Annotated in this window: 14 protein-coding genes; 12 read left to right on the top strand and 2 right to left on the bottom strand. The window is 39.6% G+C overall.

The features are described from left to right. Nucleotides 1–139 precede the first annotated feature (139 nt). From HY063_11800 to HY063_11815, 4 genes are all read left to right on the top strand, one after another. Nucleotides 140–334, top strand: a complete 195-nt coding sequence (locus HY063_11800) for a hypothetical protein (GenBank protein ID MBI3502465.1) — start codon at nucleotides 140–142, stop codon at nucleotides 332–334. 168 nt (nucleotides 335–502) lie between these two features. Then, complete coding sequence (locus tag HY063_11805) at nucleotides 503–751, top strand: hypothetical protein (GenBank protein MBI3502466.1); 249 nt, start codon at nucleotides 503–505, stop codon at nucleotides 749–751. Between the two features lie 236 nt (nucleotides 752–987). After that, the gene (locus HY063_11810) at nucleotides 988–1,449 is read left to right on the top strand and encodes a TonB family protein (protein MBI3502467.1); all 462 of its coding nucleotides are present in this window, start codon (nucleotides 988–990) and stop codon (nucleotides 1,447–1,449) included. 374 nt (nucleotides 1,450–1,823) lie between these two features. After that, a complete protein-coding gene (locus tag HY063_11815; GenBank protein ID MBI3502468.1) occupies nucleotides 1,824–2,789 on the top strand; it encodes a hypothetical protein in 966 nt (321 codons plus the stop codon). On the opposite strand, the gene HY063_11820 is transcribed toward HY063_11815, so the two are convergent. After that, nucleotides 2,781–3,662 carry a site-specific DNA-methyltransferase gene (locus HY063_11820; GenBank protein MBI3502469.1) on the bottom strand — a complete coding sequence of 294 codons (882 nt, stop codon included), beginning with the start codon at nucleotides 3,660–3,662 and terminating at the stop codon, nucleotides 2,781–2,783. The genes HY063_11815 and HY063_11820 overlap by 9 nt on opposite strands. A gap of 258 nt (nucleotides 3,663–3,920) precedes the next feature. Here HY063_11820 and HY063_11825 point away from each other — a divergent pair, with 258 nt between their 5' ends. The 7 genes from HY063_11825 to HY063_11855 all read left to right on the top strand — a co-directional run bounded on the left by HY063_11825 (nucleotide 3,921) and on the right by HY063_11855 (nucleotide 12,917). Further along, the gene (locus tag HY063_11825) at nucleotides 3,921–4,571 is read left to right on the top strand and encodes a hypothetical protein (protein MBI3502470.1); all 651 of its coding nucleotides are present in this window, start codon (nucleotides 3,921–3,923) and stop codon (nucleotides 4,569–4,571) included. 227 nt (nucleotides 4,572–4,798) lie between these two features. After that, the gene (locus HY063_11830) at nucleotides 4,799–5,575 is read left to right on the top strand and encodes a hypothetical protein (protein MBI3502471.1); all 777 of its coding nucleotides are present in this window, start codon (nucleotides 4,799–4,801) and stop codon (nucleotides 5,573–5,575) included. Nucleotides 5,576–6,331: 756 nt separating this feature from the next. Beyond that, on the top strand, nucleotides 6,332–6,889 hold the full coding sequence (locus HY063_11835) for a sigma-70 family RNA polymerase sigma factor (protein ID MBI3502472.1): 558 nt from the start codon (nucleotides 6,332–6,334) through the stop codon (nucleotides 6,887–6,889). Then, a complete protein-coding gene (locus tag HY063_11840; GenBank protein MBI3502473.1) occupies nucleotides 6,886–8,364 on the top strand; it encodes a PorT family protein in 1,479 nt (492 codons plus the stop codon). Before HY063_11835 ends, HY063_11840 begins: the two co-directional genes overlap by 4 nt. Then, nucleotides 8,348–9,484: a PKD domain-containing protein gene (locus tag HY063_11845; GenBank protein MBI3502474.1), complete on the top strand. Its 1,137-nt coding sequence runs from the start codon at nucleotides 8,348–8,350 to the stop codon at nucleotides 9,482–9,484. The genes HY063_11840 and HY063_11845 overlap by 17 nt, the downstream gene beginning before the upstream one ends. A 91-nt stretch (nucleotides 9,485–9,575) precedes the next feature. Next, nucleotides 9,576–11,444 (top strand): T9SS type A sorting domain-containing protein, encoded by a 1,869-nt coding sequence (locus HY063_11850; GenBank protein ID MBI3502475.1) that lies wholly within the window; start codon nucleotides 9,576–9,578, stop codon nucleotides 11,442–11,444. A 6-nt stretch (nucleotides 11,445–11,450) separates the two neighbouring features. Further along, the gene (locus HY063_11855; protein ID MBI3502476.1) at nucleotides 11,451–12,917 is read left to right on the top strand and encodes a T9SS type A sorting domain-containing protein; all 1,467 of its coding nucleotides are present in this window, start codon (nucleotides 11,451–11,453) and stop codon (nucleotides 12,915–12,917) included. 153 nt (nucleotides 12,918–13,070) lie between these two features. Here HY063_11855 and HY063_11860 read toward each other — a convergent pair whose 3' ends face one another. Beyond that, complete coding sequence (locus HY063_11860; GenBank protein ID MBI3502477.1) at nucleotides 13,071–13,868, bottom strand: hypothetical protein; 798 nt, start codon at nucleotides 13,866–13,868, stop codon at nucleotides 13,071–13,073. Nucleotides 13,869–15,062: 1,194 nt separating this feature from the next. On the opposite strand from HY063_11860, the gene HY063_11865 reads away from it, so the two are divergent. Further along, nucleotides 15,063–16,718 carry an SBBP repeat-containing protein gene (locus HY063_11865; GenBank protein MBI3502478.1) on the top strand — a complete coding sequence of 552 codons (1,656 nt, stop codon included), beginning with the start codon at nucleotides 15,063–15,065 and terminating at the stop codon, nucleotides 16,716–16,718. Nucleotides 16,719–16,936: the final 218 nt, after the last annotated feature.

A 16,936-nucleotide genomic window follows, 5' to 3' on the forward strand; every position in this document is an offset into this window, starting at 1 on the left:
CGAACTGCTAACAGCGGGCGTGCGCAATGCGGGTTTACTTTTTGAAAAAATGTTTTCAGTATTTAATTATATTTGTGCTGGCGGACAGCGAAGTGCTTTTTAATCCCGCACTTCGCACGCCCGCGGGACGTTGGCAGCAATGTTAAACGGACAATCAGACACGACATTTGTAAAGTCATCGGGGGACTGTCATTCGTGGACTTTTCCGACTGACTTTTGCAACTGGACTGTTTCTCCCTTGACAACTTTTTCGTGGGACAGTCCCGCGCTGACTTTTAGAAAAAAATTTCACGGACAGACAATCGTTCAACATTTCAACCAACGCAACGGCTGACAACTATGAAAGAGAACAACGAAGAAAAACTGCGACAGGAACTTATTACCTACATCATTAAAAATGCACCTTGGCATACAAGGACAGAGTTGGAACATTATTCAGCGACAGGCTTGACAATCTTCAAAGCAGAAATTGACGCTCGGCTCGCATACAAAAAAAGAAAAGATGGTAAAAGGGACAATAACTAAAATCATTGAAGCAACGCCAGACAAGACAGTTTGTGAAATCAAACTTGACGAGTATCAGTTTGTTCACGGCTTGACAGACCGCACATTCATCGGGACAGTTCAGAGCATCGGCAACGAAACACGCAAAGACAAAATCACAGAACAAATAAAATCTCTGCTGGGCAGACAAATTGAAATGACAGTCATTCCATCAGACAACTCTTCAATCTTCATTGAAAAATGGTAACGGTGGACAGTGACGAAAGAAAAAGAAACACTGCTGCCAACAGCACCTTGCGGCAATGGCGGCTGACGAGCAAGTTGAAAGTTTTCTGCTTTCTATTATCTTTGTTGCGTGGGACAGTTTCGTAGTTCTAAATCGCCACTGTCCGCAAGCTGCAAACCGTTAGCACCAATTTCAAAAACAGACAGCGCAGTTCATCGGCAGACAATAATTTTCTCGGTTGACCGTTAACAAAGACAATGAAAAAACTTATTCTCATCTCGACAGTTCTTCTCTCCTTGACAGCGGTATCAGTTTTCGGACAAACAAAAACTAAAAACTTTAATGCTGGTGGTTATGAATTTCAAGCATCGACAGTTGACCCAAAAATAAACGAAATGTTCTGTTCAATAGGAGAAATGCCCAAATACCCTGGAGGGTATGATAGTGTGGCAACATTTCTTCGTAGACACATAAAATATCCACCGACAGCAATAAAAGACACAGTACAAGGAAAGGTTATGATTAAATTCACAGTGGACACAACAGGTAAAGTAATAAATGTTATTGTTTTTAAAAGTGTTCGCGCAGACTTGGACAGCGTTTGCTTATCAGCAGTAACGCAAATGCCTAAATGGACAGTTGGTCGTGTGGACGGAAAACCTGTTGCTGTTTACTTTCTCTTACCAATTAAATTTATATTAACGGACAGTAAAAAATAAAACCCTCGACAGTTACTTTCATTTTATTGGTAACTTTCTCTGTGGACAGTTTCTTCGTGTGACAGTCCTTCATTGACAATTTCTTCCACGACAATTTTTCTCGTCAGACAGTTACTCTCTTCGTTGTAGCGCGTGTATCGGTGGACTGCCACGACAGAAGAAACTGGTGCTAACAGCGGGCGTGCGCAATGCGGGTTTACTTTTTGAAAAAATGTTTTCAGTATTTAATTATCTTTGTGCTGGCGGACAGCGAAGTGTTTTTTAATCCCGCACTTCGCACGCCCGCGGAACGTTATGCCCAATGCTATTCTTCGTGGACAATTTTGTAATTAGTCAGACAATTTTTCAATACTTTTGACGATTAAAAAAACACAATGGAAACTTTAGACAAAGAAAAACACAGCATCATTGACTACTCTGAAATCATTAAAAAATTTCCTTGGATAGTTGAGCGAGACAGAAAATGTATCATCAGTCCAGACACTGATGGAATTCTTTGCGGACTTTTTATGTCTTCATTTTTAAACTGGGAAGTTGTCGGCTACTATGACGGCAAGGATTTGGCTTTAAAGAAAAAAATAAAACCATCCGACTGTGTTTTTCTTGATATGGAAATTTTTAGAAAGAATTGTAAAAGTATCGGACAGCACATGGTTCTTTACAATAAAAATGATATTCCGAAAAATTGGGACAACTTTTCAAACAGCATTAATCCGAACAACATTCGTGGCTTTGATGCAAATAAAAATTTCGCTCTGAAATATCCACTTGCGACAATTCATTTGCTGATGTGCATTGCACGGACAACGGTTGAATTTTCTGTTCCGAAGTCTGCCGTGACAGTTTTGCTTTATGTTGATGGAACTTTTAAAAATCTTTTAAACTATCCCGAAAATTGTATCAGTTGGCTTCACTTTCTCAATGCAAAAAATGAAAGTAGTCCGCTCGCTACGCTTCTGAATATTTTTGCTGCACAAAAAATTTCAACAATGATGCACGACCTTGAAAAAATATTTGAGGAGTTCCGACTAATTGCAGGAGGAAAAAGAGGAGGCGACAAAATCAAAATATTAGAAATTCAAAACAATTCTTTTCCAGATGATTTACGAAGCAGAACATTAACGCTGACAAAATTTTTAAGTGATATGACTGGTTGGAGTTTTGTAAAAGAAAAATGGGCGATGGATGATTTGGAAGTTACGAATTTGAAAAAAGATATTATTCCAGTAGGAAAATTGAACGGAACAAATTACGCTGCAATACTCAAAAAAAATCCCATTTCTTTTGCCATTACAGGCACAAAGCAAATTGAATATACAAAGAGCAATAATTTATTCTAAAAGCGTGAGACGCAGTTGATGTGTTTTTCCTTCTTCTTTTATTCTCTTTTCGGCAAGGTTGCAATACTCTTTAGAAATATCGTAGCCGATATAATTTCTCTCTAAAGCAATTGCAGCCAACGCAGTTGTTCCGCTTCCCATAAACGGGTCAAGGACAATTCCGCCAGACGGACAGAAACACTGAATAACATCAACTGGCAGACGGTCGGGAAAAGTTGCAGGGTGCTCGTGTTTCAATCGTGTTCCATCACCACAAGTTGTGTAATCCCAAATCGTACCCCTGCATTTTTTATCATTGATGACAACTTTTTTTGAGTTCAAAGTTTTTCCGTTTGTCAATCGTGTTGCACAGCCCGTCATCGTTTTGCCAGCGTGCTTTGACGGAATTTTCAAACCATCTTTATCAAAATATTTCCAGCGCTCGCCCTTCAAAAAAATAGGAATGTATTCGTGGTCAACCCTAAATCTTGTTTTCCACCATCCGCCTTCTGCACCGTGTTTTTTGTAAATGACAGTTTCAAATAATTTAAAACCGATGGTATCGCACCAATCTACAATTGTTCTGAATGAAGTCAAAGACTTCCCGAAATTTTTTGTTTGGTCTTGAATAACCATCACAGCAAGACCGCCATCTTTCAGAACACGAAAAATTTCTTTTCCCGTTTCGTGCAAGTTGACATCAAAACCTTTGTAATCCCTTATTGCATCATACGGAGGAGAGGTAACGACTAAATCAATACAATTGTCTGGCAACTTTTTCATTCCGCTGACACAGTCTTCGTTGACAATTTTATTTACAGGAATAAAATCTTCTATCAGCGGACTATGTTTGCCGTGACCGTTTTTGCTTATCGTTTTTTCAAGGACTTCCATTGCTGACAGTTTTGTGAGGACAAATCTATGAAAAGTAAATCTTATCTTCACATGCAGACAGCAAAGATATTAACATCGGACAATTTCTCTCGCTGGACAGACAGGAAAAAAAGCACTGGGCATAACAGCAAGTTGGAGAAATGGCGGGTGACGTGCAAGTAGAAACTTTAGTGCATTTATTTACCTTTGTGCTGCGGGACAGTGAAGTGCTCCGAACTCCGCCACTTCTCCAACTTGCAAAACGTTAGCAACAACCGTATGACGACATTGAAAACACGCACTTTTATCAGGACAGTTTTCGCCTTGACAGTTGTGTTCGGGCTGACAAGTTGTTCGACAATAATGTTCGGACTTTACGGAATAAAAAATCCAGGGCAGACAGTTGACGAAAAAACAATTCTGGACTATTCAAAAAAATATAACATTCCGACAGCGGACAGTTACGAACTAGACACGGCTTACATTTCTTTTTTGTTTTCACTGGACACATCACACTACATAAAACAAATAAAAAATCACTATCAACCATTGCAAGCACTTTACTATGACAAGTCAGAACAGTTGCAATCTTTTCAAATCAATTGTTATGTAGGTGGTTTTCCAAACTTGCATTGGGACAGAAACGGAATACTTACAACTTTTCCGCCCAGACAGCAAGCGCCAGTGGACAGCATCGTGCAACTTGACACGCAATTAAAATATTTACGACAACTCTCGCAGACAAAAAAGTTTTCGTCAGACAATTACGACTACTTTGTAATCGTTTATTGGAACACGTTTATGGGCAGACAGAGTAAACGACTAATTCGTTTCATTCAAGACAACAGTAAAATTTCGACAGACAAAAAAGTAAAAATTATTTACGCGAACACAGACAATATCTTTTCATCAGGTTGTAAACGAAAATGAAATTCACGACAGACAGAACGGCTGTTGCTAACAGCAAGTTGGAGAAATGGCGGTTGACATTTGGGAAAAATGTTTTCTGCATTTAATTATCTTTGTGCTGCGGGACAGTGAAGTGCTCCGAACACCGCCACTTCTCCAACCTGCAAAACGTTAGGCACAAGGCAAAAAAACAGACAGCGCATCGCTCGGCAGACAATAACTCTCACGGTTGACAGTTCACAAAGACAATGAAAAAACTTCTTCTCGCCTCGACAGCAGTTCTCGCCCTGACAGTTGCGTATGGTCAGACAAAGCAGGCTTCTAAAAGCAAAGAGATTAAAGAAGAAAAAACTAAAGTGGTTTATATTGGTTGCGCTAACGCAGGCGACACCTTACAAATAACAAATGCTTTTAAATATAATACCGCAGAAAAAATAGAAGCAAAACTTAAGACACTAAAAAATACTGAAAAGATTCTTTATTCCAATTTCTCCAACTATATTCAAATTGTAACAAAAGGACAATATACCGAACTAAAAATAGTAGGAGCGCAAGGATGGGGAGGGACTAATGGGAATTATATTAAACCTTATACTATTCATGATTTTGACATAACACCCTATCCTAACAAGCGGGTGAAGGTTTATATTTATGAAGTCATATCTGATGATAAAAAAATATTAATTGACTCGTGCATTTTTCAAACACAGAAATATCCTGTTGAAATAAATATTGGCGGAAAGAAACCAAATACAACTATAACTAAAAATGAACTCCTACATGCAGACAGTACTATCCTAATAACATGCAATACACCTTCACTTCAACTATACGGTTTTGAAATGAATTTTTATTTAAATGGAAATGATGGAGGAGCAAGTACTAACGAAAACCACCTTTCAGACAAAATGAAAAAACTTTTGGATAGTAAATTAAATGTACTATACATCGAATTTATTCGATTCAAATTCCCAGACGGATGTATTAGAAAAGCAAACGATTTCACTTATAAAGTGAAGTTGTAAAATAAACGATACAATTATTTCTCCGTAGACAGTTCCGTCATCGGTAGACAAAATGCCCAGTGCCTAACAGCGGGTTTAAGAAATGCGGGCTGACGAGGTTAATTCAAGTTCAGCTTTTCAATCAAACTTTTGTGCTGGCGGACAGTTTATCGCTCCGAAATCCCGCACTTCTTAAACCCGCAAACCGTTAACTGCAAGCGCAGCAGCCGTTCATCAACAGTAGACAGTGACGCAATCTCAAATCAGTTTTTTCAATGTTAGACAACCAAGTGCACGGATATAATTCATGGCAGTTCAGCACTGCCGTTGGACATTTACGCAGTCCTTCAGCTTAAAATACATAGAGCAAAAAATCGGCAGACAAGTTTCTCATCGCTCGACAACTGCTCCAATCTCGACAGCAGTAAAATTCAAAAATAAAAAATACATGAATAATATTTTTGTAACTAGACAGTTGCGTTTTTATTCACGCAGTTTTTTCCCAGACAGCAACTTTAATTTTTCATCGGCTGACAATTTCGCAATTCTTCATCGCTGCTTTTTAACAGACAGCAGAAAATACAAACCCCTGCTTTATTTTTCGTCACGGTTTTTGAGTTCGCCCGAGATTCGCACATCACGCATCAAAGCATGCGTGAAGAGCAAATACGGGCGGTCAAAAACACGCGCCAAAAAATTTTATAACCCACCCAACCTTTTCCTGTTTTGCTTCGTGTATAGTTATTGAAGGTTGTATTATGCTTACCTTTCAGGTTCATGAACATAGAGTCAGACCTTATAACAGCTTGCATCAGGCGCGAACGAAAGGCGGAGTATGAATTATATCGCCTCACTTACAGTTACCTGATGGGAATTTGTTACCGATATGTGAATTCGCGCGAGGAAGCAAGAGAAATGCTGAACATTGGTTTTACGAAAATGCTGTACAACCTTGAAAAATACAGACCTGAAATTCCGTTCAAGTCATGGGCAAGAAAAGTGATGATAAATGTGTTGATTGATGAATACAGAAAAGAAAAAAAGCACCACGAGAACATTCAGTATGTGGAAGAGTATGATGAAACAAAAGAATATTCTGAATTGAATGATGCTCTGGTAAAAATAAATGTTGACCAGATACACGCGCTGATTATGAAACTTCCTCGCATGAGCCAGAGAGTGTTTAACCTTTTTGTAATTGACGGATATTCCCATAAAGAAATTGCGGGCATGCTTGATATGTCGGAAGGAACATCCAAGTGGCATTTGAATTTTTCAAGAACCAAATTAAAAGAAATGATTCAGCAATTAATTTCACCTTTAAAAGTTGCATGAGCGAAGAGCAAAATAAATTTGACGACATCATCCGCTCGAAATTTGCCGGGCAGGAATTTCCTTTCAGCGAAGAAAACTGGGAAAAAGCGGAACGCATTCTTGATTCTGGAAGAAAACGGAAAAAAGTTTTGCGGTATGGTTTGTTGTTTCTTGCCGGGCTTCTTGCCGGAATTATTATCATGCTTCCGTTTGTAAATAATGATAAACAAAGCGAAGACAAAATGATTGCACAGGTTCAGGAGAAACAAAAAAAAGAAACGCATGTAGTGAAAGAAACCTCAAAAGAAAATTTTATTGCGAAAGATGAGCAGGCAGTTGCAGAAGCAAAAAATACTTCCGAAGAAAAAACTGTTCAGCAGAATAAGAAAACAAGTGCTACATCGCCTGAAAAAACAAGCAAAACAGAAAAGCACAATATCAGTGTTTCGCTGAATGAAAATATTTTTGCAGATGCAAGCAATAAGAAAAAAGAGAAGTCAGAACAAAATGTGAGTTTAAATTCTGAAACACAACCGCATAATGGTTCTACATATATTTCTATCAAAGGAAACTCAAAAACAGACAGCGCATTTGCAAGAAAAAAACAAGAAGAAAAAACAGAAGAGAAAGAGATTGTTGTTCCTGAAATTCAATCTGAAAATAGTTCTTCTTCAATCTTAATCGGAATGAATATTAAAAGCGACAGTTCAAATGAAAACAAAATAAAAACTCTCCAAAATAAAATTGATTCATTGGCTCAAGTAATCGCTTCGGGTTTTGCCAAAGACAGCGCAAAGACGAAAAAAGATTCTTCCGTTACAACTCATCAGGAAATTCCTTCTATCACAGCAATTCAAACTCCTCCTCAATCGTTATCAAGCATAAATATTTTTTCCATTGATGCAGGAACAAATTATATTTTGGGATGGAATTATGGAAGTGAAACCGAAGGAAAAGGATTTAATCCTGTTCTCGGATTCGGACTTACACATTTTTTCAATCCGCATTGGTCGGTGCAGACAGGCATTCAGTACGGAAGCATTGCGCATCTTAGTGTAAGCACAAAAACTTTTACCACTTCAACGCCTGATTTTGGATTGAACAATGTTGATTCCATTATTGATACAAAGTGGATTCATTATGCGGTAGTTCCAATTTTTATTCAGCATCATTTCAATAATAAAAACTCAATCGGCATAGGAGGAACTGTTTCCTATCTTGTAAATACTACCAGCAATTTCATTGTGAATTCCTATGGTGATTATAAAAATCCGGTTCACACAGAAAAGAAAACATTCGGCTACACAAAAGGATTTAATCAGTGGAATGCAACTCTCTCGGTTGCTTACCGAAGAAGAATTTCTGATAAGTTCATTGTTTCTGCAGAAGCGCATTACGGTTTGCTTGATATAAAAGACAATACATTTTTCTCGAAACAAAAATTTGAAAGAAGTACAGGAATAAAACTTATTATCTCTTATGATATTTTCAAATAATAAAAAACTTTGCTGGCTTTTTCTTTTTGCGTTAGCCGTCATCGGCTCCTGCAAAAAAGATTATCCTGCACAGCCGAATAATCCAACTCCTGAATTTTCTTTTTCGGGAACAATCGGTGGAAGTTCTACAAATATTCAGGCAGGCGTGAATAATTATTATATGTCCACTTCATACACGCTTGATGCAAACGGTGTCTATGATTTCACAGGAGAATTCAGGGATAAAAACTGTTCTTCCAATTGCGCGAACTCGCTGAAAATTTATTTGAAGGATTACCGCCAGTATTCTGTTCAGCCCACTGTAACCGACAGTTCCATTACAACAGGATATTATTCTTTTGCAACTCCCGTTGGCGCATCTTCAAAATACGATGTTGTTTTTGGTTCCAACCTTCAAAACGGAACGGGGCAGACATGGAACTGGGATTTTGGGGACGGGACTACTTTTGTTCAAACCGGGCCGACTGCGCTTCATCAGTATCTGCATCCGGGAGTTTATAATGTTTCACTGAACATTCAGTCAACCAGTTCCTGTTCTTCTTCGCTTGCTAATAATATAGTGATGGGGCAGGCAGGAGGCCATGTTCAACTTTCGTTTGCTTCAACTCCCAACGGAAATACAGTAAGTCTCGCCAGTACTACGGGCGGAGGCATCCCTCCTTATACATATGATTGGGATTTTGGCGACAGCAACAGCGCCACCACCACTGCACCGACATACACCTATACCTATGGCGCATCCGGAGTTTATCCTATAACCTTAACCAGAACAGATGCCGTTAATACAGTAGAAGTTTGTCATAGAAACTTTGCCACACAAACAGCAACAACCTGCTACGCTTTTTTTTCGGTATCAAGCGCCACGCCTGTTTCTAACGCAATGAATCTTTCTGATGTGATGCTGGAATGGCGCGATGCCAGCGGCACATTGTGGACATCCGCAAATAATAGTCAGCCAGGTAAAAGTATGTTCAAAGTAATTTCAGTTGAGAATTATCAGAACAACCTTAGCGGGCAGCCCACAAAGAAAGTTCACGCAAAAATTTCATGTACGCTTTACAATGGTACGAATAGCATTGTGCTGGATGGAGATGCTGTGTTTTCAGTGGCTCATTTATAAAAAATATTTTTTCTTCACCCAACCTTTGCTTGTTTGCATTCGTGTTTGTTAGTAGAAGCAAGTCAACAGAAAAAATTTTTAAACCATTACTATGAAAGCAAAATTACTCACAGCAATTATTTTCCCCATCGCTGTCCCGGTTCTGACATTCGCTCAATGGAGCGCTCCTCTTGATATTTCACCCAGTGCTGTTTCAGCAGGATTAAATGAGAGCATGGGTTCGTGCATCGGCACAAGCGGAGATACTGTGCATGTGGTGTGGACAGATAAACTCAGCAGCACAAAAGCTGTACTTTATTACATCCGCTCAAGCGATACCGGATTGACATGGAACAATCCAATTGCAATTACCAATCCGGGAGGCAATGCATGGAATCCTGCAATAGCGGTGAATGGTTCAAGCGTGCATGTGGTATGGAGAGAAATAAATCCTGTGGGCGGACACCGCGCATCGTGGTATAAACATTCTTTGGATGGAGGAAATACCTGGGGTCCGAATATTTTTCTCGACTCAACGGCTGACTGGCCGGCAATTTCCGTTTCAGGCAATAAAGTTTATGTAGTGAACGACAGCATGACTGCGGCTTCACCCTATAACACCGAAATATTTTTGCTCCGCTCTCTTGATAATGGAGTAACATGGAGCGCTAAACAGCAACTTACTTTTTCAGTAGGTCGTTCTGAAGATGAAGCGATTCACGCTGAAAGTTCCCATATCCACATGTCGTGGAATGATAACAGAAACGGTTATATGGAACTTTTTTATAAAGAATCGGCTGACTACGGAGTAACATGGGGTCCGGATGTTTCATTGATCCCGGGATATGTATACGGTCCTGCGGTTTATTCTAATGGCGCAAATGTAGATGGAATATGCAGTAAAACTCCTAACAACTTCCATCCGCAAATACATTTAATACAGTCATCCGACACGGGCGTAACCTGGGGAGCAGATATAAATTTAACCAATGACACACTCAATACTTATATCTATCCAACCATCGTGCGTTGCGGTTCCGATTTACATGTAACTTATATAAAAGCAGGGGTTGGAGGACAGTATTTACATTCTGGAAACGGGGGTGCGACATGGGATCCACCGTTTACATTTCTTCCGGGCAACGCTGCGATAACCGCATTTTCCGCCTACACGGGCTGTGCGTTACATATTATTTGTGTCAATAATGCTAACCACCATGTGTACTATGTGCGCAACCCTATCGGAAACGCGGGGCACTGCCCGGCACCGTTAGGACTTTCAGCAAACACAAACAATGTTTCATGCAATGGAGGAAATAATGGTTCGGCTGCTGCTAATGTTTCCGGAGGAACAACTCCCTATACCTACCAATGGAGCAACGGACAAACAACACAAACTGCAACCGGATTAGTAAGCGGTAACTATACCATCACTGTTACCGATGCAAATACAAATACTATAACAGCAACTGTTTCCATCACGCAGCCGGCAGCGCTTGCTGTAAATGTTGCTGTTGTCAATGCATCGTCTTGCATTGCAAATGACGGTAGTTTAACTGCGAATGTTTCGGGCGGCACTTCTCCCTACAATTATTCATGGAGCAACGGAGGAACCACTGCGTCAATAACAGGACTTGCCCAAGGTACTTACACATTAACGATTACAGATGCAAACAACTGCACAGATATTTCTGTTTATACGGTGAGCTGCCCAAATGCCGTCACTGATTTATCTCCGCAAGATGTATTTACTGTTTATCCAAATCCAAGCAATGGCGATTTAAGATTAACGATTAATGAGGTAAGATTTATAAATGCCGATATGGAAATTTATAATGTATTCGGAGAGAAAATGTATTCGGAAAAAATCAGTAATCATAAATCAGTAATCATTAATCTGAATTTAGCGACAGGAATTTATTTCTTGAACATCAAAACGGAAAAAGAATCCTTCACACAAAAAATCAGTATTCAAAAATAATATCAAATGCAAAATTACACTCATCCGCCTGAATCATTTTTGGAAAAATACTTCGCAATAATGGTCATTGTCTTTTTCATTATTTTTTTGTCAGTGATTGTAGTGATACAGGGATTTTCCCAGCAAGTATCTTTCCCAAATGCATCTGCCATGAGTGAATATGGCGGTGAATATCCCATCGGAAGAAATGACGCCAACAATCCCTGCATAACGCCTGAGCAATATAAAATAATTGAAAAGCAAAATATTGATAATTGCAAGTTATTAGGAATTCACTATGGCATGCAGCAAAGCAAGATGACTACTACTTTCATCTGGCCTCTCAAAACAGCAAATGGTTTGAACGATTGCAGTTATTATTACATTGGTAATTATCTTGACCAGGATACAACCTCTCCCGGAATAAAAGATTGGAACTGCGGTTCTGTTACTTATGACGGACACAAAGGGACTGATATATGCACCTACCCATACCCATTTTATAAAATGGATAACAACCAGGTAGAAATAATTGCTGCTGCTCCGGGTACTATTATAAATAGAGTGGATGGAAACTTTGATAAGAACTGTAATTGGAACAATCCAAATGCAAATTATATTACCATACAACATGCTGATGGTTCGGTTGCAATGTACTGGCACATGAAAATGAATTCGCTTACTGCAAAAACAATCGGGCAAACAGTTGTTGCCGGAGAATATTTAGGAGTAGTAGGCAGTTCCGGCAGTTCTTCAGCGCCTCATCTTCACTTCGAAGTTTTGAGCGGCATTACTCTTAATACTTTAAACGATTCTTATTCCGGTCCATGTAATACATTAAATGGTAATTCATGGTGGGCAGTTCAAAAACCATATACTGAACCTGCAATTATTCAGGCATCGGTGCATCCGGTATTAGCCGTGTTTCCTGCCTGCCCCGCTACCGAAACTCCCAATGAGGATACTTGCTTCGCAGGTGGAACCTCCGCCAAGTTTTATATTTTTATGAGAAATGAAACAGCAGGAAAAATTGCGAGTATGCGCATAATCAATCCTAACGGAACAACTTTCACCAGTTGGACTCATAACAGCAACAATACATATTTAGCTTCTTATTGGATTTCCACCAAGACATTGCCCGCTACAGCAGGAACCTACACCTATGAAGCAGTGTACAATGGAGATACTTGCCGTAAAAGTTTTATGATTAATTGCAATACAGATATTGCAGAAAATAATTTCCAAAACAATATTTCTGTTTATCCGAATCCAAGCAACGGAAAATTTACATTCTTCATTGAGAACGAAGCGCAGCAATCTCACACCATTGAAATTTACAACATGCTCGGAGAAAAAATATTTTCCATGTCCCCCTCTGGAGTGAGTTCGGGAGGAGGGTTGCATTTGAATTTATCCGACAAGCCAAATGGAATCTATTTCCTGGAGGTAAAATCAGAAAATGGAACTATAACAAAGAAGATAATTAAGGATTAGAAAACAGCGTTACTATAAATAAAACAGCCCAACATTTCTGCGGGCTGTTACGCTCCGATTTACGAAGCAGGGATGTTCCTCCCCTTGGTTAAAGAAGTGAGTTCCCCCTCTGTATTTCCCTCTCCTGTTTTAGGAGAGGGATACAGGGTGAGGTCACATCACATCCACAATCCTCATCGCATTCTGTTTCGATAACAAATAATAACTTCCGTTCGTGAACTGCAAGAACTCAATTCCTACGCACACCACAAGTCCAACAGTTGCAGTCAGCGCAGGTGCGCCAGTCAGTTGAGGAGCAAGCGTAGTAGTCGAACCAACCATTCCTCCCAAAACAATTTCAACGCTGCTTGCCGATGCGCCTAACTGAGTTAAAGTCGGGTCAGTCGGCTCGTACTTTCCGGTGCTGATGTTAAAAGTGTGGTCGCTCAATGTACCGATGCTGCACAGCAAACGGAAATGTGTCGCTCCCGATGGTGCATGAATGAAAGCGCCCGTGTCAAAATCCGGAACAGTCATCGTCACCATATTTCTTCCGGCATTCACAGCCAGCGTATATGGTGTCCAAATCATTGTCTCCAAAACTTTTTTCACATTCAACTCAAACCCTTTCAGCAGATTCTTGTTCGGCATAATCAAAAAACTTCTCTTTCCTCTCACACCCGTTCCCTTCTCACTAATCGCACGCATCACCTTCACCAACCTTGAAACAAGAAGCGTATCGGCAAAAATGGCGAGTACCATGCTCAACGCAACCCGCAGGGCTTTTCCTACCAGTGCGCTTCCGCCAAACTCACTCATGTTCTCGCGCGTCCGTGCGAACTCTTTTGCGTTTTTGATTTTTGATTTGCTTAAACTTGTACGCTTTTTGGCAAGTGACTTGCCTCCGCGTTCATAAAAGGTTACTTCGTCAAGCGTCCCTTTTACTTTGATAACACCTTTTTGTCGTGCCATTGTTTTGACTTTTGTGTCCCGCAGCGATTATTTTTTTTAGCGTTGCAGAACTGGTTACTGTTAAAAATTTAAGTAAAGTCAAAACATCGGCAATTTTTTTAGGAAGAATTTTTTAAGTTGATGTCTATTGTTGTTTTTATTTTCTGTTTTATTTTTTTTCTTTTACTGCTTGCTGCTACCACTGCTACTATTATTTTTTTACTGTCTGCTTTTTATTTTTACTGTTCACCGTTTCATTTTCCTGTTTTACTTTTTATTTTTCACCTTTCACCGAATATTACATCATTCGTGCCAAAGTCATTTGAAACTGCTGTTTCAGGAGAAGTTTTAGACGGGACTTTAATGCACCTTCGCTCAGTGAGGATAAATTGCCGATAAAAAATTTTGTCCCCATTAATAAAAGGGGGCGGACACGCAGAGCCGGGGAATGTTTCCAACGAAACAGAATGATTTCGCAGTTTTCCCTAAAATTGAAAAAAGCATTTTTGCGTTGAACGGCTGAATCATAATCAATTAGACCACCCGTTTTTTGTGCCTCTCCATGTCAAAGCCTCCTTTTGCAAAAACCACTTCATGCTAACTGCTTATCTTTTAACGGCTCATCCATGTCAAGAGTTCTATTACCTAACCTTTACTTCACCTTTACTTCACCTTTAAGCCATGTCAAAGCCGACTTACGCCCATGTTCGGTTAACCAAAGTTCTTGCAAATTCAGGAAATTTTTATTGCAGGAACAAAATGTCAAGCACATGCAGTGTGAAATGTAGATGCCTTTATTGTTCTGCACACTGCAAGAGCTTGCCATTTTTTTACCGTATCTGCAAGACATCCGGGACAGCATCGCAACGGTCAGGCCGCAGTTTTCACAGTGGACTGTTTCACCATTCGACAATTTTTCATAGACAATAAAAAAATATTTGTTCAGCAGACACCTTTTCTCATAGACAATTTCTCCACAGACAACAAAGCAACAAAGGACAGAAAATAAATCCGCCAGCAGTTAACAGCGGGTGTGCGTCATGCGGGTTTTCTTTCTCTCATGCAGTTTTTATTTCTTATTTTTGTTCTGTGTTGGCGGACAGTAAAGTAATTCTTTCTCCCGCACGCACGCACACCCGCAAAACGTTAGCAATAATGCCCAAATACAAAAAAAGACAAATGCAACGCTCGACAGCAATTCTGCATCTTGACAGTATGAAAAAACTTTTTTTAATCTGGACAGTTGCTCTCGGCTCGACAATTGCGCACGGTCAGACAGCAACTTGGCTTTGGACAAAAGGAGCAACAGGAATTAACGCTGATGAAGGTTATGGAATTTGCACAGACACATTTGGAAATGTTTTTATAACGGGTGAATTTGCAAGTCCGACAATAACTTTTGGAAACTATTCATTGACAAATTCTGGTTCAGCGGACATTTATATAGTTAAATATAATTCATCTGGAAATGTTCTGTGGGCAAAATCCGCAGGAGGAGTAAATAGCGATGTAGGTTTTTCAGTAAGCGCAGATGGAAGCGGAAATGTATTTGTAACAGGATTTTTCAATAGTCCCACCATCACTTTCGGCTCTACTACACTTACTAGTTCAAGTGGTTCTAATATTTTTATTGCGAAATATGATGTTAGTGGAAATGTTCTTTGGGCAAAATGTTCTAGCGGAAATGCGACAGGGCAAGGAATTTCAATAAGCGCAGACAATTCTGGGAATGCATACATATCAGGGTATTTCGGCTATAATATGTCTATCAACTTTGGCAGTTACACTATTCCAACTGCTGGCGGACAGGATATTTTTTTAGTGAAATATAATTCTTCAGGTAATGTTGTTTGGGCAAAATCATTTGGAGGAAGCAGTAATGATTTTGGAAATGGTGTTAGTGCAGACAATAATGGAAATATTTTTTTGACAGGATATTTCGCAAGTTCAACTGCAAATTTCGGAAGTAGCATTGTCACAAATTCAAATGCAGGTTTTGATGATGTCTTTATTGCAAAATGCGATTCCTCTGGAAATGTGCTTTGGGCTAAATCGGCTGGAGGAAATGATGGAGAAAGAGGTTGGTCTGTGACTAACGCAAATGGAAATACTTATATATGTGGATATTTTTCAAGTTCATTAATGACAATTGGTAACTATACTTTAACAAATACAAATAATAATCCCGATGTCTTTATTGCAAAGTATGATGTTTCAGGCAATGTTCTTTGGGCAAAATCCGCAGGAGGAAGTAGCATTGATTATGGATTTTCCGTCAGCGCAGACACTTCTGAAAATGTTTATATGACTGGCAGACTAAGTAGTTCTTCAATTACTTTTGGTTCTCTTACTCTCGTACCTCCTTCAAGTTCTCCTGACCCAATGTTTATAGTAAAATATGATTCTGCTGGCAATGCACTTTGTGCATCGGTACTCTCAAGTGGTGGTGACGACCAAAATTGTGTGAGCGCAGACCGTTTTGGCAACGCATATATTACAGGGGACTATATGTCTAATCCTTTTATTGTTGGGACAGATACTTTAATTTTAACAGGGCAAGAAAATATATTTGTTTCTAAATACAGATGTGAAACAGGTGAAGGGATTAATTTTATAAATGAAAAATCAGGTATTAAAATTTATCCTAATCCTTTCACTACGCAGACAGTTTTGCGGACAGACCATCTCTTGCACAACGCAACTCTCACGGTGGACAACTGTTTCGGGCAGACAGTTGCGCAAATAAAAAATATCAACGGGCAGACAGTTGTTTTCTCGCGTGACAATCTCGCAAGTGGACTGTATTTCGTTCGGCTGACAGAAGAAAACAAAACCATCGCGGTAGACAAATTAGTAATCACCGACAAATAATTTTCTCGGCTTGACAGTTGCGCTCATCTTGGCAAGTTTTTCTCGGTGGACAATTGCACAGGAGCAAGCAAGACGTGGGGCACAATTGCTAACACGCGCTTGCCTCAATGGCGGCTACATTTGTAATTTGAAGTTCGTGCAATTAATTTACTTTTGTATCAGCAGACAGTTACTCGCTTTTAATCCGCCACTGCGGCAAGCGCGAAACCGTTAGATTC

This window comes from Bacteroidota bacterium, assembly GCA_016195025.1.
In the GTDB taxonomy this organism is placed as follows: domain Bacteria; phylum Bacteroidota; class Bacteroidia; order Palsa-948; family Palsa-948; genus Palsa-948.